Source organism: Vulcanococcus sp., assembly GCF_044369115.1.
In the GTDB taxonomy this organism is placed as follows: domain Bacteria; phylum Cyanobacteriota; class Cyanobacteriia; order PCC-6307; family Cyanobiaceae; genus Vulcanococcus.
The window spans coordinates 1-26,730 of record NZ_JBIPMN010000006.1; the positions used below are offsets into that span (position 1 = coordinate 1).

Annotated in this window: 15 protein-coding genes and 1 pseudogene; 4 read left to right on the top strand and 12 right to left on the bottom strand. The window is 60.9% G+C overall.

The annotated features are described in order from the left end of the window. The 8 genes and pseudogenes from ACIQ2E_RS00890 to ACIQ2E_RS00925 all read right to left on the bottom strand — a co-directional run. Positions 1 to 608 (bottom strand): annotated as a pseudogene (locus ACIQ2E_RS00890) (NCS2 family permease); the annotation flags it as partial. 26 nt (positions 609 to 634) lie between these two features. Further along, entirely contained in the window at positions 635 to 787 is a 153-nt protein-coding gene (locus ACIQ2E_RS00895; RefSeq protein ID WP_398324828.1) for a hypothetical protein, read from the bottom strand. Positions 788 to 856: 69 nt separating this feature from the next. Beyond that, positions 857 to 1,357, bottom strand: a complete 501-nt coding sequence (locus tag ACIQ2E_RS00900) for a GNAT family N-acetyltransferase (RefSeq protein WP_398324831.1) — start codon at positions 1,355 to 1,357, stop codon at positions 857 to 859. Next, positions 1,357 to 1,629, bottom strand: coding sequence for a DUF1778 domain-containing protein (locus ACIQ2E_RS00905; protein ID WP_398324834.1), 273 nt, complete (start codon positions 1,627 to 1,629; stop codon positions 1,357 to 1,359). Before ACIQ2E_RS00905 ends, ACIQ2E_RS00900 begins: the two co-directional genes overlap by 1 nt. Before the next feature lie 86 nt (positions 1,630 to 1,715). Next, positions 1,716 to 3,053 (bottom strand): DUF6880 family protein, encoded by a 1,338-nt coding sequence (locus ACIQ2E_RS00910; protein WP_398324837.1) that lies wholly within the window; start codon positions 3,051 to 3,053, stop codon positions 1,716 to 1,718. 100 nt (positions 3,054 to 3,153) lie between these two features. Then, entirely contained in the window at positions 3,154 to 4,056 is a 903-nt protein-coding gene (locus ACIQ2E_RS00915; protein ID WP_398324840.1) for an oxidoreductase, read from the bottom strand. A gap of 12 nt (positions 4,057 to 4,068) precedes the next feature. Further along, a complete protein-coding gene (locus ACIQ2E_RS00920; protein WP_398324842.1) occupies positions 4,069 to 4,887 on the bottom strand; it encodes a methyltransferase domain-containing protein in 819 nt (272 codons plus the stop codon). Between the two features lie 14 nt (positions 4,888 to 4,901). Next, positions 4,902 to 5,156 (bottom strand): hypothetical protein, encoded by a 255-nt coding sequence (locus ACIQ2E_RS00925; RefSeq protein WP_398324845.1) that lies wholly within the window; start codon positions 5,154 to 5,156, stop codon positions 4,902 to 4,904. Between the two features lie 56 nt (positions 5,157 to 5,212). On the opposite strand from ACIQ2E_RS00925, the gene ACIQ2E_RS00930 reads away from it, so the two are divergent. Together ACIQ2E_RS00930 and ACIQ2E_RS00935 are read left to right on the top strand one after the other, a co-directional pair. Next, positions 5,213 to 5,671 (top strand): protein phosphatase, encoded by a 459-nt coding sequence (locus ACIQ2E_RS00930; protein WP_398324848.1) that lies wholly within the window; start codon positions 5,213 to 5,215, stop codon positions 5,669 to 5,671. After that, entirely contained in the window at positions 5,671 to 6,294 is a 624-nt protein-coding gene (locus ACIQ2E_RS00935; protein WP_398324850.1) for a 2OG-Fe(II) oxygenase, read from the top strand. The genes ACIQ2E_RS00930 and ACIQ2E_RS00935 overlap by 1 nt, the downstream gene beginning before the upstream one ends. Here the strand turns inward: ACIQ2E_RS00935 and ACIQ2E_RS00940 are convergent. Then, positions 6,291 to 7,547: a mechanosensitive ion channel family protein gene (locus tag ACIQ2E_RS00940; protein ID WP_398324853.1), complete on the bottom strand. Its 1,257-nt coding sequence runs from the start codon at positions 7,545 to 7,547 to the stop codon at positions 6,291 to 6,293. The genes ACIQ2E_RS00935 and ACIQ2E_RS00940 overlap by 4 nt on opposite strands. Next, a complete protein-coding gene (locus tag ACIQ2E_RS00945; RefSeq protein WP_398324856.1) occupies positions 7,544 to 8,827 on the bottom strand; it encodes an extracellular solute-binding protein in 1,284 nt (427 codons plus the stop codon). The genes ACIQ2E_RS00940 and ACIQ2E_RS00945 overlap by 4 nt, the downstream gene beginning before the upstream one ends. Before the next feature lie 29 nt (positions 8,828 to 8,856). Between ACIQ2E_RS00945 and ACIQ2E_RS00950 the strand changes: the two genes are divergently transcribed. Together ACIQ2E_RS00950 and ACIQ2E_RS00955 are read left to right on the top strand one after the other, a co-directional pair. Beyond that, on the top strand, positions 8,857 to 11,685 hold the full coding sequence (locus ACIQ2E_RS00950) for a valine--tRNA ligase (RefSeq protein ID WP_398324858.1): 2,829 nt from the start codon (positions 8,857 to 8,859) through the stop codon (positions 11,683 to 11,685). After that, positions 11,685 to 12,290 (top strand): TVP38/TMEM64 family protein, encoded by a 606-nt coding sequence (locus ACIQ2E_RS00955; protein ID WP_398324861.1) that lies wholly within the window; start codon positions 11,685 to 11,687, stop codon positions 12,288 to 12,290. Before ACIQ2E_RS00950 ends, ACIQ2E_RS00955 begins: the two co-directional genes overlap by 1 nt. 167 nt (positions 12,291 to 12,457) lie before the next feature. On the opposite strand, the gene ACIQ2E_RS00960 is transcribed toward ACIQ2E_RS00955, so the two are convergent. Then, the gene (locus ACIQ2E_RS00960; protein WP_398324864.1) at positions 12,458 to 22,627 is read right to left on the bottom strand and encodes an alkaline phosphatase D family protein; all 10,170 of its coding nucleotides are present in this window, start codon (positions 22,625 to 22,627) and stop codon (positions 12,458 to 12,460) included. A gap of 190 nt (positions 22,628 to 22,817) precedes the next feature. Continuing rightward, positions 22,818 to 26,720 carry a choice-of-anchor I domain-containing protein gene (locus ACIQ2E_RS00965; protein ID WP_398324867.1) on the bottom strand — a complete coding sequence of 1,301 codons (3,903 nt, stop codon included), beginning with the start codon at positions 26,718 to 26,720 and terminating at the stop codon, positions 22,818 to 22,820. Between the last annotated feature and the right edge of the window lie 10 nt (positions 26,721 to 26,730).

Here is a 26,730-nt window from a genome sequence, read left to right on the forward strand (position 1 = left end):
AGCCGCAGCTTCCCGTAGTACGTGACCAGGATCAGCGCCAACACCGTGAGCCCCACCACGGGTTGGGCGTAGGTGCGCAGCAGGAAGCCCAGGGCGATGTAGCCCAGGGCTATGCCCGCCAGGGTGGAGAGCAGCGCCGCCCGCGGCAGCCAGCGCCGCAGCAGTTGGGCACTGAAGGCGCCAGCCGCTTCGATCAGGCCCGATCCTAGGCAGGCCACCATGCCTGCCTGCCACGAGAGGCGCACGGCGGCCTCTGCCGCCAGGCCGGCACTGAGGGCCTCCAGCTTCACCGGCAGCATCACCAGAAACACGTAGGCGAAGAGGCTCACCGTGTTGATGCCGTAGGGGAGTGCCGTGCGATCGCTGCGACCCTCCGCCTTCGCCAGTTGGAAGGCCTGCCAGGCATAGGCCAGGTTGCCCAGCAGCAGGCTGATGCCCGTGGCGGGCAGGATCGTGCCCAGCAACAGCTCACTGGGGTAGCCGAGCACGCCAGCACACAGCCCCAGGATCAGCAGGATCTGGATGAGGTTGTCGAGCGCCAGGCCGAGAAAGCCATCGAGATCGCCGGCAACAAACCAGTGGGGGCCGGCAGCAAGGGGAGTGGTCATCCCTCCACGATGGCCATAGCGTTCCATTAACGCTGCAGCTGCCGCCAGGCCTCCTGCGGATCAACACCGCGGCGGCAGAGGTTCACCCAGGGGCGCAGCGGACCGAGCCAGTCTTCGGGTTCTGGGCGGCGCAGCAGGTCCAGCACCGAGGGCTGGCTGGGGCTGAGTGGTCGGGGCATGGCAGTCAGTGGCGTACTGCTCGGAGCATTCCCCGCGGTGCCGCGGCTCAGCCGCTGCAGCTACGAGGCTCAGGCTTTCAGGGCTGCCGCCACGTCGACGAGCCGCAGCAAAAACAGATTTGAGTCGCTGGGCGATGGCTCGAAGCCCATGTGGAGGTAAAAGCGCCGGGCTGCCTCGCCAGCTGCGTGCACCACGATGCCGCGAACGCCGATCTGCTCACTGGCTATCAGCACGCGCTCGAAGGCGTCGGCCAGCAGGGCGCGGGCGATGCCCTTCCCCTGGGTGCTGCGGCACACAGCCAGGCGGGCCAGCACGATCACAGGAATTGGGTCGGGCATGTTGCGCCGGAACCGTCCCGGGGAGTCGCTAACGCCCACCGCTCCGGAGGCCAGGGCGACGTACGCCTTCACCACACCCGCGGCATCGCACACCAGGAATGTGCGTGTTGCTCCACTGCGTTGATTGCCCAAGGCCCGTTGCTGGAGCCAGCTGTTCAGGTTGGCGTCTCCACAGTTGAACGCGGCGGTGCTGTGGTGTTCGGCCAGGGGCTGCGGCGGCTGCAGCTGCATCAGCCCTGCCAGGGCCTGGGTGCCGCCATGGTGCGTTGCAGTCGCTCATTGGGGTTGGCCGGCGCATCGAGCTTGCGCTGGAATGCTTCAAACGCGTCTGGCTCCAGGGCAGACCAGGCCTGCTCCACCAGCAGCTCCTGGGCTGCAGACCGTACAGCTTGCAGTACGAAATCGGTTCGCGTGAGCCCTGAGGCGGCGACAGCGCGATCGATCAGCTCCTGGTCGCTGGGTGTCACTCTCAGGTTCCAGCTGAGGCGAGGGGTAGCGGTCATGGTGAACCTCCCGGAGGCCTGCGATCCGATCAGTTTAGGTAGACGTTGTCTATTTGATCGGGGTTGTGACCCGCCGGTGCGCCGCTTCAGGTCAACAGCTTCCAGAATCCCTGCCGGGTTTCGAAGCAGTCCTGCAGCCAGGTCCTATAGGCCTGGTGGTCGCGGTGCCCCTGCCAGTCGTGGATGCGTGCGGCCAGCTGTTCACAGCTGCGCAGCTGCTCGGCGGTGACGCGGTAGCGCTTGGCCCATTTCGTCCACAGGACGAAGAACACCATCGCCCGCAGCAGCAGTGTGGCGGCGAGAGGATGGTCTGCGCTGAGGCGTTCGACGCCAGCGATGAGGACCGTGTGCTCGTCGCCCTCCCACTCATCCTCGTGGGCGAGCACATGCCGGGCGGCTCGACTCAGGGAGGGCCACTCCACCAGGAACTGCAGGCCCAGAAGGCTGTCGGGGAAGGCTTCCGCCAGCTGCAGGGCCCGCTCCTCCACCTCCACATCCTCATAGGCGTCCAGGTGCGTGAGGTGATCGCGCAGATGTGGGATGGAGAGGGTCTGGCTGAACCAGTGCCAGCGCATGTCCTGCGCCTCGTTGTGGCGGCCCAGCGCATCCACAACGGCGATGCGGGCGTCGTGCCACTGCGAATCCTGTGGGTCGTCCGGCTCTTCGGTTGCGCCGTCAAGAATCTCAAGTGCTTGCTCCGCTCGCCCCCAGGTCAGCAACTGTGCGGCCACGCTGGCGGCTGTATCGCGCCAGCGCAGTTCCTCTCCATCGAACTGGCGCAGGAAGCCCTCCACATCGCCGCGGGCCACGGCGATCTGCCGCAGCACTTCGGCGCCATCTCCGATGCCCCGCTGGCGCCGGTAACTCTCCAGCAGTTTGAGCCCCCAGTCGCCCAGGGCGTCCTTCAGGGCTGGCACCAGTCCGTCGTACTGCTCGTGGCTGTTCTCCTCCAGCAGCTCATCGGCGTGTTGCGCCAGGGTTTCTGCCTCGATCCGCGCCGCTACGGCCAGCGGTCCCAGCTGCTGCACGGCCCGCTCGAACACCGCGAACACAGCGCCGGTGCTGTCCCAGCAGCGATCGAGCACGTCGTCCGACAGCTCCAGGAAGCGCAGCAGCAGCTCGAAGGCCTGAGCAGGATTGCTGCCCGCGATCGGCCCAGTGATTGCCTGCAGCTGCATCTCCAGGTCGGTGATCAGGGCCTTGCGACGGCGCGCATCCACCGTGGTGGTGGAGCGGCTGATCGCCTGCAGCCGTTTGCGTACCTCCTGGGCGGCGCCCTCCACCCCCTCGGCACTCGCCAACGCCAGCCGTAGGCGCCGCTGGATCACCGCGTTGCCGCTGCTCACCTCGATCAACAGCGCCGCCAGGGCTTCAGCCCCGAGCGCTTCCAGGTTGGTGGCGTTGAGGGTGCGTTTGCTGGCCACGTGCCTCGGTTCAACGCTGCAGGCGACGCCAGGCTTCCTGCGGCTCGACGCCACGTTGGCACAGCTGTAACCAGCGCGGGTGGCTGCGCGGTGCGAGGCTTCAGCCGCTGCAGAGCTCCTCGCTCACCGCCCACAGCTGCTCGCAGGCCGCGGCATCGAGGGCTGCCGGTGCGATCCGGCATGCCTTGGGATAGCCCTTGAAGTTGCCCAGGCCTCCTGGGCCGTAGAAGCCGCCGGGTTCGGCGGCGGGTGCGGTGGCCGCAAACAGTTGGGGAAGGGCGCCCATGGCGGCGCTCTGGAACAGCGGGTCCATCAGGCGGTAGGCCAGGGCCTCCACGCGGGAGCCGCGGGCCGCCACGGAGGTGGGCTGCAGGTTGGTGCGGGCCAGGCCGGGATGGGCGGCGATCGAGCGCACCTCGGCGCCCTGGGCATCGAGGCGGCGTTGCAGCTCCAGGGCCGTCATCATGTTGGCCAGCTTGCTCTGGGCATAGGCGGCCCAGGCGTCGTAGCGCTGCTCGCCCTGTAAGTCATCAAAGGCGATGCGGCCGAAGTAGCTCGCTCCGGAGCTCACGTGCACCACGCGCGCTCCCGGGCGCAGCACGGGCAGGAGCTGTTGGGTGAGGGCGAAGTGCCCCAGGTGATTCACAGCGAACTGCAGCTCGAAGCCCTGGGCGCTCAGCTGGCGGGGCGGGGCCATCACCCCGGCGTTGTTGATCAGCAGATCGATGGCGCCCCAGCGCTCAGCCACCGCCGCAGCGCCACGGCGCACGCTGGCGAGATCGGCTAAGTCCACCTCTAACGGGATCAGCTCACCTCCGCCATTGCCGGAGGTCAATTCCTGGCAGGCGGCCTCCGCTTTCGCCAGGCTGCGGCAGGCCAGCACCACGCGCGCTCCGCGTTGCGCGAGCGCCCGAGCCGTTTCAAGCCCCAGGCCGCTGTTGGCGCCCGTGATCAGAGCGGTGCGGCCGCTCTGATCGGGGATGTCGGCGCAGGTCCAAGGCATGGCGGCAGAGCTTCAGCTCGCCAATCGTGTCGCCCTCACTTCCAGCAGTGTGGGCCCCACCCAGAAGCAGCCCGGATCGGCCGTCGCTGAAGCGATCTCCGCGCAGGCCTCGCCCGCATCGCTGCTGCTCCAGAGCCCTAGCTCCTGCAGACGTGCGCCATACACCTCCACAAAGCGCTGCATCCATTGGCCCGCCATCGAGTGGCTGCCTCCGGCAACGGGTAAGGGCAGCAGCGCGTCGATCCGCCAGCCTCGGGCGGTCAGCAGCGCGGGCAAGCGTCGGTTTGGATCGGGATCGCCGCCGGCCGCGCGGAAACTGCGCTGGCAGGCCTGGCCGAAGCGGGCGATGGCGCGGCCGTTGGGGTGAAGCCCGAAGCTGTCCCAGTGCACGTATTCATGCAGCACCAGCTGGCCGCCGAGGCGCAGGCTCTGCTCCAGCCCGGTGAGTAGCGGCTCCAGATCGGGAAGAAACATCGCCACCCAGCGGCACCAGGCCAGATCGAAGCCTTCAGTGGGCCAGGGATCACGCAGCAGGTTGTGCTGACGCAGCTCCAGCTGGGGCAGCTGTGCGCGGCGGGCCATGGCTTGCCCGGCAGCCACGTAGGCCTCGCTGAGTTCCAGCCCCAGCACCCGACCTGTAGAACCCACGATCCGGGACAGATCCATGGCCGCAAAAGCAGGGCCTGCGCCCACATCGAGCACGCGCATCCCCGCGGTGAGCCCGGCCCGCTGCCAGGCCGCCCGAGCGGCGGGCAGCCAGAGCTCATGCTGGAACCGCAGGCGCTCCAGCTCCTCGGTGTGGGTACCGAGCAGGTAGCTGGAGTCGCCCATCGAGGTGGTGGCGCTCAGTCTTCAGGGAACAGCAAACCGGCCAGTTCGTCGGGATCCACGTCGTAGACGCGGGCCAGGCTGGTTTCAATCGCTGCGGTCACCTCACCAGGCAGGAAGCGCATGGCATTGAGGGCGTCCTCGGCGATCTCGTCGGTGAGCAGGACGTCGCCGCCGAGCTTCTCATCGTTGATCACCGCCATCACCCAGCTCTGGTAGGCGTACACCAGATCAGAAAACTCCAGATCGGGATCGTTGAGGTCCAGGGCCATCGCAGACGCGAGCGCAGCTGTCTGCAGTCTGCCGGCCGGTGGGGAGGATGGGCTGCATGACGACCGCATCCCCTGACCCGCTAGCCCTGCAGGCCACCCTGGTGGACTTCGCCCTGGCGGAACTGGTGCGCCAGCACCGCGAAAGCTTCCCTCCCCTATGGAGCCAGGAAAGCTGGGCCAAGCTGCTGATCTGGCTGGCGCTCAACTGCGGCTGCAGCGGCGATGAGGCTGGGCTCAAGGCCTTTGCTGAGGCCATCGGTCCGCTGCAGATGGGACGCTTGCGGCGGGTGTTTTTTGAACGGGAGTTGGCGGATCTGGAGTTGCAGCTGATGGCGGATCCGGCGGAGCAACAGGTGTTGGTGCTGCCCCAAGGCCCCGCCGATGAGGTGCTCGAGAACGACGGGATTGCCCGAGCCCTGGAGCGGGTTGCGCTGCAGGAGCGCGTGGTGACTGATCAAGCGCGCTGGCAGCGTTTGGATGCGCTGGTGGTTGTGCCTTGGCTGGAGCAGCGCTGATGGAGTTGATCGCCCGCTATCGCAATGCCGGCTTCGAGGCCCTCGCCGATGGCGTGAACACCTTCTTTGATCGACGGCCGGATCTCCAACGCCCCGGTGTGGCCTTCGGTCCGGATGGCAGTGAGCCGGCCAAGGTGTCCACCGATATCAGCTTGGTGGCGATTGATCGCTCCGATCCCGAGGCCTTTGCCCTCGCCGATGTGATCCTCCGCGGTGTTACGGCGGGCCTCGAGCGCTACCTGCAGGAGCGGCCCCTGTTTCGTGAGTGCTGCCCGGAACAGCAGCTGTTCGTGAATCCGATCTTCAACTTGCAGCGCTATGCCCCGGGTGAGGGTTTCAAGCGCTGGCACTGCGACTGGACCATCAGCGATGAAGCCACCGAGCCTGTGCACCGGGTGCTGGCCTGGATTCTCTACTGCAACAGCGTGGAGGAGGCCGGCACGGAGTTTCACTGGCAGGCCCACCATGAGGAAGCGGAGCGCGGAAAGCTCGTGATCTTTCCCGCTGGGCCCTCGCACATTCACCGCGGGCGGGTGAACCACACCCACCCCAAAACAATCGCCACCGGCTGGATCAATGCCGGAAGCCGCGAGGGCTATCTCAAACGGCTGGCCAACAGTTAGTGGTGTTCTGTGTTGGGCCGGTGCTGCTCCGGCGGCCACACCATCGAATATTCCACTTGCTGCGGGAAGGGGATTTCGATGTTGTTGTCTTTGAAGGCGTGCCAGATCGCCTGGTTCACTTCGCTGCAGATACCCACGTTGTCCATCGGGTTGGCGATCCAGAAGCGCAGGGCGTAGTTGATGGCGAAGTCGCCGTAGCTGAGTAGCAGCGCCTTCGGAGCAGGATCGGGTAGGACTCGCGTGACCTGGCGGGCGGTGGCTTCCAGCAGGGCGATCACTTCAGCCGGGTTGTGGTGATACGCAGCACCAACGTTCACCTGACTGCGCCGCATCCGATCGCTGGCGGTGTAGGTGGTGGCGGCCTCGGTGAAGAACGTTTGGTTGGGCACCAGCAGTTCGGCGTTATCGCGGTCACGCCAGAGCAGGGTGGCCCGCAGCCCCAGCTTGCGCACTTCACAGGGATCACCATCCAGCATCAACACCTCGCCTGGGCGCACCGATCCCTCAAACAGAAGCCACAGGCCGCTCACGAAGTTGGAGAACACCTCTTTGATGCCGAAGCCCAGACCTACCGACAATCCGCCGGCTACGGCGATCAAGGCGGTGGTGTTGAGGCCGAGATGCACGGCCACGGCCACCAATCCCAGACCGACCACGGCGTAACGGAGCATCAGCTCCATCGCCTTGCGGCTGCCTTCGCTCATGCCCACGGCCCGTTGCACAAGCCAGGCCAAGGCTGCTGCCGGCGGGCCGCAGCCCACCAGCACGAGATAGATCACCAGCAGAGCCTGGAATAGTTTGCCGGCGCTGATCGCCACCCCAAACAGCTCGCCCAGGGGCGCGACTGCCAGGTCTCGAAGGCTGTCGACCCCACTGATCAGCGTCAATGCCGCAGCCAGCAGATAGATGGGCCGCAACAGGCGGCTTTCCAGCTGATGCACCCGCGCCTCCGGCAGCCAGAGAAGCAGCACGATGTGCAGCAGGTTCAGCCCATACCAACCCAGCCAGATCACCCCCAGCTGCGCCGTGAGGGCATAGGGAAGCCCCACCGCTGCCAGGGTCAGCACGCACGCCACCAACAGGCTGAGGGCGATGGGCGTGATGCCCTGGCTTGGCAGCTTCGGGATGAGCCGGCGCCGCCGCACCGCGCGCGCTGCGAGCACAAGGACCGCCACCAGCAGCAGTTGCAGTACCACCGTTGGCCGTTCCAGATAGCCGAGCCAGCCGAATACCTCCAGCAGCAGGGTTCTCATGGCTTGCTCCTCAGCACCTGGATCAGGGCCTCGGCGCTGGAGCGGGGGCTCACTTCACCAAACACCAGTTCGGTGATCAGCGCCTGTGCCTTGCTGAAGCGGGGATCGTCGTCGTGCATCAGTTTCACGATCGAGTTGAACTGATCGCTTTGTTGATTGGCTTGGTCCAGGGCAGCCAGCACGGTGGAGCTCTGCACCGGCACCTTCACGAAGCGATTGGCCGGCAGCACGCTCTGGGAGCCGATGGTGAGTTCACGCTGCATCAGCGGGTTCACGCTGAAGTGCGTGAAGGCAATGGCCCGGGCCCGGCCGGCGGTGCTGGAGCTGCTGCCGAGGGCGAGCACGCGGATGCGCTTCACGGGGCTTGGGGGGCTGCCGTCAGCGCCACTGGGGAGAGGGCTCACCCCAAGGTTGGGGCCCAGCTTTTTGCGGAGCCGGGGCAACGAAATGCTGTTGCAGGGAATCCAGTCGAGGCGACCGGCCATGAACTCACTGAGTGCCGATTGCTGATCGCTGAAGAAGGTGATCCGTTGTTGGTTGCTGGCGTTCTGCAGCCAGGACAGCCAGGCCTCGATGCGCTGCGTGTTGGCGGGAGATGGTTGCTGGCCGGCGACCGCCTGCTCAAGGCCCCCCACCGCGCCCAGGCTGCCGGCGCTCCAGATCAGGCCATAGGGCTCCACCGTGAGGCCCACCGGGTGTCCGGCTGCGCTGGCGGCCAGCAGCTCCGTGACGGTGGTCGGCGGATTGGGCAGACGCTTGCGGTTGAAGCAGGCCACCTGGGTGTGCAGCAACAGCGGCAGGCCCGCCAGCTCGCCGCGGCTGTTGCGGACGCGATCCAGGTCATCCGGGTCGAACTGGTTCAGCAGCCCGCCCATGGCCGGGAAGGGGGCAACCACGCCGCTGGCCAGCATGCGCAACGCCGTATCACCATTCACAAAGATCAGATCCGGTCCCAGCCCCGCCCTATTGCGTCGGCTAATGGCCGCGCCGATCACGGCTTCGGGGTAGAGACCAAATTGAAAGTGGCGCTCCGGATGGATCCGGCGGTACGCCCCCTCCAGCACATTCAGTCGCCCCTGGGTTTCCGCCACCAGCTCGGCATCGATGGCCTGATCGGTGTTGGTTCCGATGGCTAGGTAAAGCACGTTCGGAAGCTCAGGCCTGCCGCTGCAAGCCGTCAGACCAAGGCTGCCGAGCAGGGCCAGCAGCAACCCCCTGCGCCGCCATGGCCTCTGTCGGGGTGCGGGAAACAGGGCCATGGCCGTGATCAGCGCGCCCATCATCCCGGCTCCGGGGCCGTTTTGCGAGCATGGCCGGATCGGCTGTTGTTGCGCCTGTGACCGACGCTCTGCCCAAGACCTACGACCCGGTGGGCACCGAAGCGCGCTGGCAGCAGGCCTGGGAAAGCAGCGGCGCCTTCCACCCGGATCCCAGTGCTCCTGGCGAGCCGTTCTCGGTGGTGATCCCGCCGCCGAACGTGACCGGCAGCCTGCACATGGGCCACGCCTTCAACACGGCCCTGATCGACACGATCGTGCGCTTCCAGCGCCTGCAGGGCAAAAACGTGCTCTGCCTCCCTGGCACCGATCACGCTTCGATTGCGGTGCAAACGATCCTCGAGAAGCAGCTCAAGGCCGAGGGCAAGCGTAAGGAAGACCTCGGCCGTGAAGCCTTCCTGGAGAAGGCCTGGGAGTGGAAGGCCCAGAGCGGCGGCACGATCGTGGGCCAGCTGCGCCGGCTCGGTTATTCGGTGGACTGGCGGCGCGAGCGCTTCACGCTCGACGCCGGCTGCAGCGCCGCGGTGATTGAGGCCTTCAACCGCCTGCATGAGCAGGGGCTGATCTACCGGGGTGAATACCTGGTGAATTGGTGCCCCGCCTCCGGTTCAGCCGTGAGCGATCTGGAGGTGGAGATGAAGGAGGTGGATGGTCACCTCTGGCACTTCCGCTACCCACTCACGGCCGGGGCTGCTGCCGATGGCCGCACCCACCTGGAGGTGGCCACCACCCGCCCCGAAACGCTGCTGGGCGATACGGCTGTGGCCGTGAACCCCAAGGATCCCCGCTACGCCGATCTGGTGGGGCAGACCCTTACCCTGCCGCTGGTGGGCCGCGAGATTCCGATCGTGGCCGACGACCACGTGGATGCGGCGTTCGGCACCGGTTGCGTGAAGGTGACCCCCGCCCACGACCCCAACGACTTCGCGATCGGCCAGCGCCACAACCTGCCGCTGATCACGGTGATGGCCAAGGACGGCTCGATGAACGAGGCCGCCGGTCGCTTCCAGGGCCTCGATCGCTTCGAGGCGCGCAAGGCCGTGGTGGCGGCGATGGAGGAGGGCGGCTTTTTGGCGCGTGTGGAGGACTATCGCCACAGCGTGCCCTTCTCCGATCGCGGCAAGGTGCCGGTGGAGCCGCTGCTCTCCACCCAGTGGTTCGTGAAAACAGAGCCCCTGGCGGCTCGCTGCCGCGAGGCCCTGGAGAACGCCGACCCTCGCGTCGTGCCGGAGCGCTGGAGCAAGGTGTATCGCGACTGGCTCACCGATATCCGCGACTGGTGCATCTCCCGCCAGCTCTGGTGGGGCCATCGCATCCCCGCCTGGTTTGTGGTGAGCGAAACCGGCGGCGCGATCACCGACACCACGCCTTATGTGGTGGCCCGCGATGAAGCGGAAGCCCGCGCCAAGGCCGAAGCCCAGTTCAGCGGCGGCACCCACGCTCAGCCCCTGGTGCTCGAGCAGGATCCCGATGCGCTCGACACCTGGTTCTCCAGCGGCCTCTGGCCCTTCTCCACCCTCGGCTGGCCCGATGCGGATGCCGCTGATCTGGCCCGTTGGTATCCCACCAGCGTGCTGGTGACGGGCTTCGACATCATCTTTTTCTGGGTGGCCCGGATGACGATGATGGCCGGCGCGCTGCTGCATGGCCCCGGCACGGCTTCAGCGACCTGGATGCCCTTCCAGGACGTGTATATCCACGGCCTCGTGCGGGATGAGAACAACCGCAAGATGAGCAAATCGGCGGGCAACGGCATTGACCCGCTGCTGCTGATCGATCGCTACGGCGCCGATGCCCTGCGCTTTGCTCTGGTGCGCGAGGTGGCCGGTGCCGGCCAGGACATCCGCCTCGACTACGACCGCAAATCCGACACCTCCGCCACGGTGGAGGCCTCGCGCAACTTCGCCAACAAGCTCTGGAACGTCACCCGTTTCGCGCTGATGAACCTGGGTGGCGAAACCCCCGCCTCCCTGGGGGAACCGGATTCAACCGCGCTGCAGCTGGCCGATCGCTGGATCCTCTCCCGCCTGGCGCGGGTGAACCGTGAAACCGCCGAGCGCTACGGCAGCTATGGCCTCGGTGAAGCGTCTAAGGGGCTGTATGAGTTTGCCTGGAACGAGGTGTGCGATTGGTATGTGGAGTTGATCAAGCGGCGCCTCAACCCCGGCGAGACACCAAGCCCAGAGGCGCTCGCTGATCAGCGCACCGCCCGTCAAGTGCTGGCCAAGGTGCTCAACGAGCTGCTGGTGATGCTCCATCCGCTGATGCCGCACCTGAGCGAAGAGCTCTGGCATGGCCTCACCGGAGCGTCTGAGGAGACGTTCCTGGCGCTGCAACCCTGGCCGGTGGTTGACGTTGCCTCCCTCGATGACGAACTGGAGGCGTCGTTCAGCGATCTGATCGAGGCGATTCGGGTGGTGCGCAACCTGCGCGCTGTGGCCGGCCTCAAGCCGAGCCAGAGCGTGCCGGTGCGCTTCGTCACCGGCCGCGGCGCCCTCGCTGCGGTGCTCTCCGCCGCCACGGCGGACATCACAGCCCTCACCCGCGCTGAAACCATGGAAGTGCTGGATCCCGCTGCAGCGGAGGCCAAGCCAGCCGCCAAGGCACTCGCCGGCGTGAGCGGTGAGCTGCAGGTGCTGCTGCCGATTGAGGGCCTGGTGGATCTCGAGGCCCTGCGCGGTCGTCTCGAGAAAGACATCGCCAAGGCCGAGAAGGAGATCAAGGGCCTGGCCGGCCGCCTCGCCAATCCCAACTTCGCGGGCAAAGCGCCGCCGGAGGTGGTGGCGGAATGCAAAGCCAACCTGGCAGACGCCGAGGCCCAGGCTGAGTTGGCCCGGAAGCGTCTGGCGGATCTGGGCTGATGGATTGGCAGGGCTGGTTGCCGCTGCTGCAGTCCCCTGCCGGCGCCATCGCCTTTGTGCCGCTCTATGCCCTCTGGGTGACGCTGCTGCTCCCGGGGGTCTGGGCTTCGATGCTGGCCGGTGCTCTCTACGGCACCTGGTGGGGGAGCCTGATCGTGTTTGTGGGGGCCTGCCTCGGTGCGGAGGCGGCGTTCCTGCTGGGGCGCACCTGGTTGCGTCGCTGGGCCCAGCAACGCCTTGCTGCGCTGCCGAAGCTGCAGGCGGTGGAGCGGGCTGTGAGCCGCGAGGGCCTGAAGCTGGTGTTGCTCACCCGCCTCTCACCAGCTTTTCCCTTTTCGCTGCTCAACTTCGCCTATGGCCTCAGCGAGGTGAGCTTGCGTGACTACAGCATCGGTCTGATTGGGATCCTCCCCGGCACGATCCTGTTCTGTGGGTTGGGAGCCCTGGCGGGGGATGTGGCCCGCTTCGGGGAGGTGCTCAGCGGTGACGCTGATCCGGCCACCTGGGCCTTGCGCATCACCGGAATCCTGGCCACCGTGGCGGTGGTCTGGCTCGTGGGCCGTGCCGCTCGGCAGGCGCTTCAGGAGGCCGAGCCTCCGCGCTGATCCGGCAACGGCAAGTCCCGCAGGGCTGCGATCAGCACAAACCACGCCAGGCGCAAGCGGGCAAGTACTCCCCGCCGTGCGGCCAGCTCAGTGTATTTGGCTCGGCCGCATTCGGTTTTGATCCAGCGGTGGATCCGCATTGTCTGAAGCGGTGGCTTGTGGCAATGCTAGAGATCGGTGCTGATTCTGCTCATCACTTGGCGAACTGTCGCGTTGTGGACTGTTGTTTGACCCAGGATTTGGCCTGATGCCCCGTAGAGGTCAATGAGTGCGTTATTGGCATCTTGAGTGAGCGTGTAGCTATGGAACTGAGACGAGCTGATCATGATCCGGTCGCTCTGCTTTTTGCGGAAATCCATGATCTGATCACTGCCCGCAGATATAACGAAGTAATCTTTACTTTTGCCCCCATAGATAATGTCGTCGCCTTCGCCGCCGTTGAGTAAATCCTTGCCGCGCTCACCATAGAGGGTGTCATTGCCTGAGTCGCCAAACAGTTGGTCGCGGTCTTTGCCCCCGAGGATGGTGTCATCACCTTCGCCGCCGAAGATGATGTCTCTGCCAGAGCCGCCGTTGAGGTAGTCATTGCCGAGGCCGCCATCGATGGTGTCGTTTCCTGAGAGGCCGTCAATGGAGTTTGCCAGCAGATTGCCACGCAGGTTATTGGCTTTCTTGGTGCCTGTAATCGCTGTTTCTCCGCTTGCCAGAAAGCCAGGGTCCACAACAACACCATTTAGAATTCCATCGCCATCCCAGCTCGGATCGCCATCGGTAAGAGTCAGCTCGATGGCGTCGTTGCGACCGTTGTTGTCAGTGTCAACGAAGCGATAAAGAGGTCGTCCATTGCTGTCAGTAAAATCTTCAAAGCGCCTGGTTTTGTAATTGAACCGCACGTAGGCATTCGTTTCAGCCAGCACGTCTTCGCGTGCGTGAAGCATAATTGTGGTGCTGCTGCCAGGCGAGCCAAGTGCGGCGCTAAAACTCAGCACTGCATTGGAGAACTTGTTTGTGATTCCTTCGGGGAGAGCTGCGTTGATAGATTCGCCGGAAGGTAGTGCAACCGCAACGCTTTGGCTGCTGCTGTTGATTGTGGTTGCCTGCACGTTTGCAAGGCTGACCCCAGCTTTGCTGACGACGGCAATGTAATCGGATGCTTTTTCGCCAGATCCAAGGAGGGGGCGTGCAACAACATCGTCTTGCAGGCTGTCGGCGACACCATCACGGTTGGCATCGATTATTTTGCCGTCGTCGGCCTTTTCGCTCTCCTGCTGTTTGTTGTCTGGAAGGGGAGACAATTTCACAGGAGCTGTTGATGTGGATGTCACAGACTCCTTTGTGCCCTCTTGATCGGTGTAGGAGAGGATTACGGAAATTGCCTTGCCGATGACGGCCCTGGTCAGGGTGTAGCTGTTGCTGTTGGCACCGGTGATTGGGGATCCATCGGCAAGCCACTGATAGGAAAAGCTGCCGAGCCCATCGGCATCCGCGAGGTTGGAGGTATCGATAGAGAGGGTTTGCCCTTCGGTGGCAACGCCGCTGATGAGAACGGTGCCTGTGGGGCTGTCGTTGACGTTGGCGCCAAGGGTGCCCGGGTCAACGATGATGCCGTTGACGACGCCATCACGATCCCAACGCAGATCACCATCGGTGAGTTGAAGCGTGAGGATGACTGAGTCGCCAAGGTCACGGAGTTGATTTTTGTTTTGATCGTTGAGGAGTGCGTAGGAGTAATAAGGAGTGCCGTTGGGCGCAAGGTAGTTAACGAACTTTTTCTGAACATTATCTAGCTTGAAATAGCGAGCCTGAGTCAGGTCCTGTGGGAGCAGGTCGGCGCTGGCCTGCGGTAGGACGAAGTTGAAGCTAATTGTGGCGCCTGGCTCAACGTCTTTGATTGTGAGCGCGATTGGATCCGTTACTGACTGGAAGCTGCCTGCATCCGGGGTGGAGATTGAGTCATTGCTCCCGCTGGTGTTGGGGATGCTGTAGCTGCCATTGTCAGCGGAATAGGTATCAATACCGGCTGCGCTTGTATCTCCAGGTAGCTCAAAGATGCCGTAGCTGCTCGCAGGAGCATCGGCGCCTTGTGCGAAGGCATTGCCCGAGCCCAGGGGTGCAGCGGCCACGTTGGGTTGGCCGATGCGTGTGGCAAGTGCGCCGAGGTTGAGCAGTGCTTCCGCCGCTGCCGATTTCACTTCCTGCTTGATGCCATCACTCTGGGTGGGGTCGGAGGCACTATTTGGATTAACACCTGGCAGGGCAACATCGGAGGCGATCACCAGTGAGCGGGTGATCAGCGTGCTGCCAACGCGACTATTGAGTGTCTGAGTGAGCGTTGCGGTGATGGTGTTGGCGCTTCCTGCTGCCAGGAAGCGCTGATCATTGCTGCTCAGTTTGTAATCCCAGGTGCTCTCACCATTGGAGTTTGGAGCGCTTACAACGGCTTGACGGATCTGACCGCCAAAGCTAAGGGAAACCTGGGTGTTGGCGACTGCGTTGTTGGTGATTGTGCCGCTCAGGCGGATGCCATTGCCTGAACTGGTAGCGCTTTCGTATTCAACAGCGGTGAGAACATCGTCGACTTCGATCGCATTGAAAATCCCCTCAGGGGTTGGAGGAGCAACGAGTCGTGGCTTGAGGCTGTTACTGTAGAGGGTATTGCTGAAGTTTTGGGCATCGATATAGCTGATTTGCGCACGAACAGCTTGATCGGCGTCAGCGTTGGTCGGCGTATAATTCTGCCCAGTGGCACCGCTGATGTTCAGCCAGATGTTGGTGGCAGCACTGAATCGCTGCCATTGAACTTGCAGATTAGCTTGATTGAGATCAAGGCCGTCAGGATCATCAAGGGGTAGACCCGCACTGAGGGTAACGACACCGATCTCCAGCGGTGCCCCATTGGTGCTGATCGGTGGCAGAGTGCCAACGCCACTGTCGATCGCTGTGATCGCTAGTTCAGTGAGGGGAACGCCATTGACAGTGAGACGAATGGATTGTCCGCCCCAGGTGTTCTCCGTGCGAAGCGAGGCCGTGGATTCCCCGGGAAGATCGACCCAGGAAGAGGTGGAAGCCGACCGGATCTGCCATTGGAGCAGGGCCAGATTGTCTGGATTCGCGTAGTTGATCTGGCGGCCTTCGCTGAACTGACCGATGACACGGTCCGTGGCTTGAGAGCGGACGATCTCGCTGAAGCCTTGTTGATCGGTGTAACGGGCTACCACGCGGATCTGTGTGCCCGAATCAGCCGATTTGTTGAGCTGGTAGAAACCGTAGCCTGATGCAGTTGGATCCGATTGGGTCACAATCGGTGTCCAGCTGCTGCCGCCGTCGCTTGAGCGCTCCCAGGTGTAGGAGCGTGCTGTTAGACCATCAGGGTCAACAAGCGTATCCAGGATGGAGAGTGTCTGTCCTGCCAGCAGAAAGCCGGAAAGTGAGATGTTGCCTGTGGGGGCATCATTCACTGCCCTCACACGTCCGATTTGCTGAGTGATTCGTTCGGGGGTGCCGAAATCGTCGATGTAATCGATGTTGATGGCGAGATTGCGGTCAAAATGCTCATCCGTTGGCTTAAAACTGGCCTGATTCGCTGCTGTGATGGTCACATCATCGATGGTCCATTGATAGGAAAGGCTGCTGCTGCGGCCATCGGCATCTTGGATGGTGCTTGGATCAACCGATAGGGTTGTGTCTTCCTGGGGCAGCGAATTCACAAGGCCGCTAATGATGGCTGCACCCGTGGGGGCATCATTGGTGTTGGCAACGGCGGTGCTCAGATCAGAGCGCCTGGAAGCCCTGCTGGTGGGATCGCTGATCTCAACGGAGATCAGCGATCCCACCTGTTGCTGCGTTGGCGTGAACCGATCCGTTGTGGCGCCGGAGATGGCGGCGCCATTGGCATACCACTGGTAGCTGAGTTGGGAAAGCGGCTGGCCGTTGAATTGGATCGGATCGCTCCAGGTGTCTGCAAGCAGCAGATTGCCTTGTGCAACGGCTGATCCGCTGCTGTCAAGACGCACCGAGCCCTGTAGAAGTTGGTTAGCAGCAAGAACCGGTTGCGAGGGTGAGGAGATCAGCGTTTCGGCGTTGCCCTGCCCATCGGTGTAAGAGACAACAACCGTGATGGCTTGACCAACCTGCGCTTGCCCCAGGCTCAATGTGTTGTAGGTGGCACCGCTGATGTCTGAACCATCGGCCCGCCATTGATAGGAGAAGGAGCCCAAACCATCGGGGTCGCTGATCGACGATGTGTCGGCAGTCAGTTCAAGCGACTGCGCAACTTGTCCCTGGATGACGGGACGGCCACGGGGCGAGTCGTTGACATCCTGGACAGGTGGGGTTGCTGTGGATTCTTTTTCTTCGAGCGTGCCCTGCCCATCGGTGTAGGAGACAACAACCGTGATGGGATGACCAACCTGCGCTTGCCCCAGGATCAATGTGTTTCTGGTGGCACCGCTGATGTTTAAACCATTGGCCCGCCATTGATAGGAGAAGGTCCCGAGCCCATCGGCATCCATCAGGCCGGCGGTATCTGCAGTGAGGGTTTGCCCTTGAATGGCACTGCCTACGATTGTGAGTTTGCCGCTTGGATCATCGTTGGTATTGGTAATCGTTGATGTCGCAGCAGATCTGATCGATTCTTGGGTTCCCTGACTGTCTTTGTAGGAGACAAGAACCGAAATTTTCTTGTCAACCTCGGATTGAGTTGGTGTAAAGGTTGCTTGGGTGGCCCCACTGATGGGGGATCCATTGGCCAGCCACTGATAGGAGAAGGCACCGAGACCATCAGGGAGGCCATCGAGATCGCTTAACCCATCGGTCTTGGCGGTGAGAACCTCTCCCTGTTGGGCGTTGCCTTCGATTACGACAGCCCCGGACGGACTGTCGTTGATGTTGACGATCTTGGCGGTGCGTGATGATGAGATTGTATTGCTAAAGCGACCGTTATCGAAATAGGACACTGCAACAGAGATAGCTTTGCCAACGTCGCTCTGCGTGAGCTGATAGCTATCAGATGTGGCGCCATCGATTTTGGCACCATCAGCACTCCAGGTGAACTGGAGATTGCTGCCGCCAGTGCTGAGGCTTGGTACACCGTCTAAGTCTTGAATACTGGCTACAACAGCGCGCAGCGTTCCGCGTTCTGTTGGCAGGCCAGAGAGCTGGATCTGCCCTGTTGGCTCGTCGTTAATGTTTTCGACGGGGCTTGTCGGAGCGGACGCGACCGCTTCAGAGCTTCCTTTTTGATCAGTGTAGGAAACAACAACGGACAGTTGTTTGCTAACTTCTAATTGTGTAGCTGTAAAGGATATGCCAGTGGCGCCATTGATCGGTGAACCATCGGCGAGCCACTGGTAAGAGAAGGTTCCAAGCCCGTCTTCATCTGCAAGGCGGGAGATGTCTGCAGTGAGGGTTTGCCCTTGACGGGCACTGCCTGTGATGTTGGGGATCCCAGTTGGTGCTTTGTTGGAGTTGCTGACGGGCTTGGTTGCTATGGCATTGATGGATTCTTGAGTGCCACCCGCATCGGTGTAGGAGACGGCAACAGAAATAGCCTTGCCCACTTGGGCTTGTGTGAGTGTGAAGCTTTGAGATGTTGCATCAACGATCTTGATGCCATCCGCTAACCATTGATACGAGAGGGCGCCTAGGCCATCAAGATCGCCAAGGTTTTCAGTGTTGGCAGAGAGTGTTTCACCCTTTGTGGGGTTTCCACTGATGGCGATGAATCCTGAGGGTGCATCGTTGATGTTAGAGATAACAGCAGTTGGCTTGGATCTAACGGTTTCTGGGCTGTTAGATCCATCCGTGAAGCTCACGGCAGAGCGAACCAGCTTGCCCACTTGATCCTGAGTGAGCTTGAAGGTTGTGCCCTTTGCTCCAGCGATGCTCTGCCAGCTGCTGTCGCTTGCATCGTTCGTTTGTTCCCATTGATAGGTGAAGACACCAAGGCCGTCAGGGTCGCTGATGCCACGGGTGTCCACCCTCAGGGTCGAACCTTGCGTGGTTTCACCGGTGATCGATTTGTAGGTTGATTCGTCCCAGGCTGCAGGGTCGGGCAGATTCACAACGGCTTGTGATGCCGCCGTGATGATCGTTTCGCGTTGACCGCCTCCGTCGGTATACGCAACCACAACCCGCAGCGCTTGCCCAACGTCGCTGCTGGTGGGCGTAAATGAGGCGCCGTTGGCACCTGGAATGGACTTCCAGAGCCGGCTGTCGGCAGGAGTGCCAACAGCGGCCCGTTGCCACTGGTATGAGAATGAAAGACCCCCATCTGGGGAGTCTGCATCGCGGATGGTACTGGTGTTGACAGATAGTTCTACTCTTTCGCTGGGGTTGCTTGAAAGAGTTGCAACTCCAGTGGGTGGATCGTTAAGAGGTGTGAGTTCAAGCGTTGCTGATCCAGTTGTTGTTAGCTCTCCATCGGATACCGTGTAGCTGAAAACGGTCGAGCTATCGTCGTTCTCGGCTGGAGTGTAAGTCCAGGTTTGCTGTGGATTGATGTTCTCCAGTTTGCCCTGGCCAGATGTGATCGTCAGCTGGGTGATGCTGAGATCAGAGATGGCATTATCAACGTCGACAATATTGGCGAGTAGCTCACTGGCCGTGATCCCACGAGGCTTGTCTTCTGGTGATGCAGTTAGTGCGATGGAATCAGCACGAAGCCTGGGGCCGTCGTTCGCGCCGATTAGATCAATGATCAGAGTCTGGGTTGCCTCGGGTGCAATTCCATCTGACACGGCGAGGGTAAATTGCTCGGAAACTTTCACGCCAGTTCCAAGCGCGTCAACAGCGTTGTTGTCTTTTGTATAGATGTACGCGCCAGTTGTGCGGTTCAGCGAGAGGGTGCCGAACCTCCCTTTCTGGCTGATTGTGCTCTCTTGTGCCTCACCGCCCTTGATGGAAAAGTTCAGTTGGTTGAAGCTTGGATTTCTGTCTGGATCACTGGCAACAAGGCTGCCTTGCAGGAACGTATCCTTTGTGTCGTTAGAGTCTGCAATCTCTTCAACGCGTCCAGGTGTTATGGGCTTAAGGCTGGGGGCTTCGTTAACGTCGCTGATCGATAGGACGAGGTCCGTCGCTACCGTAGTTGCGTCTTTGAGTGGATATCGGTCAGTTACTGAAATAGTGGCTTCGAGGTTATTCCTGGTTTCGAAATCGAGGGCTACGCCACTCTTAAGGTAGAGCTTGGAGCCATCCACCTCAAATACATTGGCATGCGATCCCGACAGCTCGATCCTATTGCCGTTGGTGATTGCAGTATCAACTATGTTTACTGTGCCCAATTCTGTGCGGCTGGATGTGCTGATATTTTCTTGAACGGCTTTGATGAAGTTGTCAACGCTCACGGATGAGGGAGGGGCGTTGAAGCTGGTAACTGTGAAGTTATAGGTTGTGTAAACGGGGGTGGAATCCGCCTGTGCCTGATTCTCGGCCTTCACTACGATGTCAAAGCTGCTATCGGCGATCTGCTCAAGATCTTCGCCGGCTTTCAAAAAGATCGCATCGTTGGTGGCCTCAAACCTGCTGGCAGCAGCGCCTATGAGCGTAATTGTGTTGGCGCCGTTCTCACTGTTGTTAATCTCCAGGTCTGCGACCTTGAATGGCTTTGTAGTGTTGAGATTCTTAGGTAGCTCGTGAATTGAATTGGTGAGAGATACCGCCTTCGCTGTCAGTTCTGCGTTGAAGACCTTCAGCGCTTGCCCGTCGCTGAATCCCAGCTTCAGGCTTGCCCCAGCGAGCTCGGCCTCGCTGATGTTTGCAGGTGTGTTTGCTGTTAGTGAAAGTTGGCTAACTGTGATCCAGTCCGGCCCTGATAGTTTCACAAGTGTGAGTTGCTCTCTATCTTGGTCAAGACCAAAGAAGCTGAGATTCGTCGTTGTCTCGCTGCCTGGTTTCAGGCTGATCACTACTGGGTGGATCCCCAGTTCAGGACTCGCGTTGATGGCAATGTTCTGGGCCGCCAGTGTGCTGCGTACGAGCGACCAGTCGCGGGTGTCAATGTTGAACCCGTCGATCAGAAGTTTGTCGACCCTGGGATTAAAGTCGAGGATTCTGAGGTCTTCGCCGTTTGATGGTGGGCTGGATTCGCTATCCACCAAGAACACATCGCGCTCATCGTCAGCCTCTGCGGTGAACGGAGATAACCCATACCCAGTAGCGCCATCGAGCAGTTGGCCCCCGATCACCTGATCGCTGATCGACTGCAAATACAGGCTGTCAGTGCCGGCGCCTGCAACGAGGCGGTTTCCCCCCAAGCTGTCGGTGTTGAATAGTTCGTCGTTGCCTGCCCCTGCATCAACGAATGACCCAATGCCAGCGAATATCCGATCAGCGTCAGATGAGCCGATCACGCTAACGTCAGCCAGCTGCACCCCCTGTCGCGGCAGGGAGGCGTAATGCAACGGATCAAGAACGAATTGCGTCCCATCGTTGCTTACCGCCATCCCGAAGACCAAATCCAGCTCCTCCCAGCCCGCTTGCCACTCGATGCGTGGATTGACTTCCGGTTGAACCGAGAGGCTGAAGTCGCTGGAGGCAACGATGGTTTCGCTGGCCCACGAGGGTTCGGCTGTTTGTGCAGTTGATTGATCGAGTAGTTGGAAGTTGGCTACGGCTTGGTCTTGGGTGATTGTTAGATCGAGATAGCCGCGACGGTTCAGGTCTGCGTATTTCAATCCATTGACATAACCCATAAACAGCCCATCGAGGCCGTCGACCGATGGATATTTACTTCGTATATAAGCATCTGCTCCGGGTAGATATTTCTCTAGTCCCGGAGAGGTTGCCCCTGGTGTGGCGAATTCAATTCCTGCCGCAGTTCCAGCTGGTTGGGCGCCAGAGCTCATCGTGTCGAGAACACCGGCCCAGGCGTTGTGGGTGTCGCCGGCGAGGCTGATCAGGCGTTTGCCGAGTTGCAGAGCGGTCTGCAGGATCGTTTCCCGCTCCACTCCGTAGCCGTCCCAGGCATCGAGGTTGTATGGGATTTTGCCGGCCTCGCTGAATAGGGCTTGTTCAGTCGGGCTCAGATCGGCGAAGTTGGTGCCAGTGGCCAGTTTCTGCAGGGGAGCGGCGTATTTGTCGAGTAGTGCAGGATCACCGGGGTTGAGCAGCAGTTCCGCTGGCACAGCCATGGATTGCATCAGCACCTGTTGGCCAAGCACCTGCCAGGCGGCACCCGAGCTGGCCATCTGCTGTTGCAGCCAGGCCATCTGGGTGTCGCCGATCAGATCCCGGTTCGGATCACCCCAGGCTTGCTGCACGGTGGCGAGCACCAGCTCCTGGGTGACAAGCGGCGCCAGGGCAATAGCGAAGGCGGGGACGGCTGCCTCGCTGGTGGGCGGGTCGATGCGAGCCTTGGTGGCATAGCTGGCCACCAGGGCCGGATCGGCCAGAATGGCGCCGATGCGGGCCTGCACCGTCGCCGCATCCGGATAGGCCAGCTGCTCATCGCGTGCCGTCAGTCGTGTTTCGAGGATGTGCAGCGCCAGCACATCGCCGAAGTTGAACGAGCGATAGCCCTGGCTCAGTGGAGTGCTCGCATCGCCTTGGTCAACCCCCTCACGCAAGGAAGGTTCGCGGATTGGCAACCATTCGTAGTAGGCCTTGAGTGCGGCGTCTCGTCGTTCCGACCAGCTTCCTTCGGAAACGCTCTGGTGGTTTTCGGCGCCACCGGCCCAGCTGTCGTTCGCTGTTTCGTGGTCGTCCCAGATGGCGATCAGGGGTGCTGCGGCGCGCAGGGCCTGCAGGCTCGGATCAGTGTGATATTGGGCGTAGCGTTGTCGGTAATCGGCGAGGCTGATGATTTCGCGATTCGGTAGAAAGCCCCGCTCAGCAGCGGCATCCTCGGCGGCTCCATAGCCACCGGGGCCGTATTCGTAGATGTAATCGCCGAGATGCAGCAGGGCGTCGTATGGATTAACGGCGTGCGTATCGGCTGCGCGGCCATAGGCGGCGAACTGTTCGGCTGCGGTGTAGTTGGCACAAGAGAACACCGCCAGGCGCACCGGATCACTGCCGACGGGCAGGGTTTTGGTCTGGCCCACCATCGACACCACATCCCCGATGCGGAATCGGTAGTAATAAACCGTATCGGCAGTGAGATTCTCGGCCTCAACTTTGACGGTCCAGTCGCGATCTGACCTTGTCGATGTGCTGCCTCGGTTAACAATTGCCTCTGCCCTAAAGTCTGCTGAGTATGAAACTTCCCATTCAACTCTAATGGGGGTTTCTGAGGTGTTGTCACCCTCGGGCGTGACCCGTGTCCAGAGGATTACAGAATCTGCGTAGGGGTCGCCACTGGCAACGCCATGAGAGAAGTTGGCAGATTCGGAAGCCATGGTAATAAGGGCAGTGTTTGGCGAGAGGGTTCAGTGATTCGTCATTCTCAGAATTGCTGTCAAGTCGTATTCATTTCGGCTGCGTCAAGAATGACATGCTTAAACAACTGCCGACATTTATCGCATGTCGGTCGAGGACTATGAAAAAGGGGAGCCGTACGGCTCCCCTTGGGTGCTCAGTTCTCAGCAATCAGATGCTGGTGAAAGCGAAATTGCTGATGTTGCTGAGGGAAGCGACGGAGGTGTTCTTGAAGTGAGCGAGGGGGTCATTGTCAACGCTCATCAAGGTGTCAGCACCCACCTGTTGGAAGGTGATGTCTGCGAAGGCTACACCCTGCAGACCGATCACATCTTCACCGGCGGTAAAGTCCATGATGAACTGCTTGGAAGCGGGGCGGTCGCCGGCTGCCCTCACCAGCCAGAACTCGTCAGCACCGGATCCACCGTTGAGGTAGTTGGTGCCGGCGCCGTCGAGCACATTGATGATGTCATCGCCTTCACCGCCGAGCACGCGGTTGCGGCTGCCGCTGACGTTGAAAACATCAAAGCCTGCGTTGCCGCTGAGGCGGTTGCTTCCGAGTTCGGAGAGGGCGTTGAGCTCGTCATTGCCGGTGCCACCGGTGATCACATCACGTGCATTGGCAAAGGTCTTGTCGTCGCCGCTGCCGGTGAAGATCGTGTTGCCATGGCCAGCCACAATCTCCGTATCCGCGACATCATCTCCAGCGCCAAGGAAGGCGGTGTCCATCACGCCGTCGAAGTCGGCCATCTCCAAAGTGTCGTCGGCACCGGAGGTGCCGGTCTTCACCTCGCGGATGCCGAGGTCAACGTTGAACTGGAACAGTTGGCCGCCGTAATCGGCTTTCACATCCTTCACTTGGCCGCCCGACTCTCCGCCCATCTGCACAGTGCCAATGAATAGCTGCTCGGACAGGGGCAGCAGCGCGGCAACGGCATCGCTGTTCCCCTGAAGCTCCTCCTTCGAGTAGAAGCTGCCATCGTCTTTTGTGGCCACTAGCGGGGTCACGTTCCAGGAACCGGAGAATTCGGCACCGGTTGCCCGTGAGAACGCACCTTCCAAGGCGGCTACACCGGCCGCTGCACGGGGGTTGTCAGCTCCACCGGCAATGGCCAGCAGATGACCTTGGGTCTCTGTAGTCAACTCCATGGTGTTGGAGTCGATCTGGAGCATGAATTTGCGTTCGCCGGCGACATTGCCGGAATCTTCATCAACGATCAGGAAATCACCATCATCGGTTTTGACCCAATGCAGACCATCGGGAGCGACCGACTTGGCTGCACCGCTGCCCACATGAATGGCAGCAGTGAGGCTGCCATCGGGATTCTTAGTACCCTCATGGGCCTGACCAACGCCGTTCGTCTCCAGCAGGAGGGATCCTTGGGCTGCAGAAAGGACGCGGGTGACATCGACTGAGAGGTACTCGGGCAGGTCACCATTGGCGGCCTCGAGTTCAGCTTTGATCGTCTCGGTAAGGTCGAAGCCAAGGATTGCTCCCTTGTCCGTCATGTTCTGAACAAAGCGAACCTTGCTGAAGTCGGGGTCAACAGCGGAGTGTTCGATCTTGCTTGCGCCGTTGAAGAAGGTGTAGCCGACGGGCTGCTCAATGGCTTGTTCCCATCGGAACATCTCGGTGTCTTTGACCGCTTCAGGTGTATCAAAGCCATCCCATTGATACGTTGTGGCGTAGAAGCGGCCGGAGAAGTTGGTGGGAGCGTTGGCATCCTGGAGGTAGTCGTCAACAACCCTGTCGTTGAATATCCCGTCTGCATTCTTATCTGGATTGATCCCAAGATCGCTGAAGGTGGCAGCATCGAGTGCTAGGCCGTAGACCTTGCCGTAGAGCAAGCCGTTGCGGGCCAAGAAGCTGTCGCGTTCGTTCTCGTTGGCGTAATCGATTGCAGAACCATTGGCTAGCTTGTCCTTCACGCCAACGTAAATGCGGTTGGGTACAGGCTCCTTGTCGTGGTTGTAGCCCGACATCACAAGAACCACATAGTCCGTGTGCCCCGCGTTGATCGGAACGATCTTCTCGTAACCTGTTTGGCCCAGAACGGGAACGGTGTAGGCCGTTGAGTTAGCGATATCAACAACCATTGAGGCAAGGCCCATGGTTGTGTTGGCAACGTCACGACCGGTTAGCGGTCCTGCAGCACCATCGGGGTCGGCAAACATACTGCTGCCGATGTTCCATTCTTCGGCCATCAGCCAGATGTCGTCTTCGAAGCCAATCTCATGTCCGTATTTGTGGGCAGGCGCGTAATAGGCCCCGCAGAATGAGTGGAAGAAGAAATCCCCTTCTGTTAACTGCCTTCCATCCTTGAACTCAATCAAGGTGCCATCGGGCAGTGTCTGGTTGCCCCACTTAGCGCTCAGATCGGTTTTGTCGTTGTTTTTCCCGTCGACAACTTCACCGAACACGTTGTAGACGGTGTTGAACAGGAAGCCGCTGCCCTGCACGATGTCCGCACCCGAGTCGCCTGACTTGAGGAAGTCGGCAAAACCCTCACGGTTGAAATCAATTGTGTGGATCTTGGAGCCAGTGAATACGACGCCAGTTTCCATCGCCTGACCATAGGTCTGGTTCGACATCGTGGCGTAAGACTCGGATTGGTATGCAACCCGAATGGTGTCATCGTCATGCAGCCAGGCGGCGATACCGTCAGGCCAGCCGGTGAGAGCGAAGCCAGTATTTTTGTCTACTTCACCAATGGTGGCCAGGGCTTTGAAGGTGCCATAGGGGAAGTCGGTTCGACCGCTTTCTCCGTCGATCAGATGCTCCGGAGCTGACGATGTGCCCGCTTGAGGAATCAGCGCTTCTGTTTCACCGATGGTCTTCAGTTCGAACTCGTAGGAATCGAGGGTTCCAGATAATTCGTTTGCTACCAGCAGGAAGCCACTGCCGTCTGCTTCGGTTGCTACAAATTCAAGCCCTTCGGGCGAGATAGAGTCAGTGTTCTGCAGTAGTTTGAAGAAGCGTGAGTTGAGCGGATCGCTCACGTCGTAGACGGCAATCGCAGACGATGTGCCACGCTCTAATCCTACGAACGCGAAGACGCGACCATTGATGACTTGTGTGGTGACCATCTCTGGTTCCATGCCTTTGTCATCGCTTCGGCCGTCGTCATAGATACCAGCGGCCTTGGCGATTTCATCGAGTTGATTGCCGGAGTCGAACACCAAGTTGCCATTGGTGTCGTAGATGCGGAAGCTACGGCTACCGAAGGCATAGGCCTGATCGATGCTTCCGTCGCCGTTATAGTCACCTTCGGTGGTGACCAGCTTGAGGCGATCTCCCAGGTTGGTTTTGTCAGCGCCAGGAACATCTTTGGAACGCTCGGCATCGCTAATGTGGATGCCTTCCTCTAAATCGCCGTCACGGTCGTCTCCTTCGCCGGCAACCATGATGTAGGTCTGACCGCCGGCCTGGAAGGCGGTAATTCCATCCGCCATCGGTAAGCCATAGACATCCTTGATGCCAAGAACCCCGCCAGCCTCGCTTCTATCGGAAGTGTCAATCGGTGTCCGTGTGAACTTGATCACTGTTGCGACGTTGTCGGCCCGACCATCAACGGCGACAAAGTCGTTATCGTTGAACACAACCAGTGTGCCATCGGGCTTAAGTGCAAGACCTTCCGGTTTGTCGAAGGCTGGATCAGCACCAATGCTGGGGATATTCAGCAGTTCCGTGCGCTGCACCATCTGAACACCCGCATCCTTGAGTGCATCGGCGATGCTGTTGGTGACCAACAGTTCGGGCTCGCTGACGCCGTCAAGTGTTTCTCCCCAGTTCTGATTCAGGACGTTGGTTGCACCGGTTAGATCCAGTTCAACCACACTCTTATTGGCCGTGCTCCCAGTCAGGGAGTCGCGCTCGATAATCAGGAAGCGGTCGCGAGCAGCGTCGTAAACGGCATCGCCAATCTTGTCGACCTTACCGTCACCCGAGAGACGGGAGTCAGCATCCAGCAGGTGCAGGTATTCAGCCTTTGGTTCCCCGGTAGCTGGATCGATCGCGAGGATGCGGATAAACTCAGTGTTTTTGTAACCTTCCGGTCGCAGCGGACTCTGCACAAAGGCATAG

What these genes read in the sequence shown, in the direction of transcription:
- ACIQ2E_RS00895 (WP_398324828.1), bottom strand. Translation starts at nt 787, where the DNA reads ATGCCCCGACCACTCAGCCCCAGCCAGCCCTCGGTGCTGGACCTGCTG.
- ACIQ2E_RS00900 (WP_398324831.1), bottom strand. Translation starts at nt 1,357, where the DNA reads ATGCAGCTGCAGCCGCCGCAGCCCCTGGCCGAACACCACAGCACCGCC.
- ACIQ2E_RS00905 (WP_398324834.1), bottom strand. Translation starts at nt 1,629, where the DNA reads ATGACCGCTACCCCTCGCCTCAGCTGGAACCTGAGAGTGACACCCAGC.
- ACIQ2E_RS00915 (WP_398324840.1), bottom strand. Translation starts at nt 4,056, where the DNA reads ATGCCTTGGACCTGCGCCGACATCCCCGATCAGAGCGGCCGCACCGCT.
- ACIQ2E_RS00920 (WP_398324842.1), bottom strand. Translation starts at nt 4,887, where the DNA reads ATGGGCGACTCCAGCTACCTGCTCGGTACCCACACCGAGGAGCTGGAG.
- ACIQ2E_RS00925 (WP_398324845.1), bottom strand. Translation starts at nt 5,156, where the DNA reads ATGGCCCTGGACCTCAACGATCCCGATCTGGAGTTTTCTGATCTGGTG.
- ACIQ2E_RS00930 (WP_398324848.1), top strand. Translation starts at nt 5,213, where the DNA reads ATGACGACCGCATCCCCTGACCCGCTAGCCCTGCAGGCCACCCTGGTG.
- ACIQ2E_RS00935 (WP_398324850.1), top strand. Translation starts at nt 5,671, where the DNA reads ATGGAGTTGATCGCCCGCTATCGCAATGCCGGCTTCGAGGCCCTCGCC.
- ACIQ2E_RS00940 (WP_398324853.1), bottom strand. Translation starts at nt 7,547, where the DNA reads ATGAGAACCCTGCTGCTGGAGGTATTCGGCTGGCTCGGCTATCTGGAA.
- ACIQ2E_RS00945 (WP_398324856.1), bottom strand. Translation starts at nt 8,827, where the DNA reads ATGGGCGCGCTGATCACGGCCATGGCCCTGTTTCCCGCACCCCGACAG.
- ACIQ2E_RS00950 (WP_398324858.1), top strand. Translation starts at nt 8,857, where the DNA reads ATGGCCGGATCGGCTGTTGTTGCGCCTGTGACCGACGCTCTGCCCAAG.
- ACIQ2E_RS00955 (WP_398324861.1), top strand. Translation starts at nt 11,685, where the DNA reads ATGGATTGGCAGGGCTGGTTGCCGCTGCTGCAGTCCCCTGCCGGCGCC.
- ACIQ2E_RS00960 (WP_398324864.1), bottom strand. Translation starts at nt 22,627, where the DNA reads ATGGCTTCCGAATCTGCCAACTTCTCTCATGGCGTTGCCAGTGGCGAC.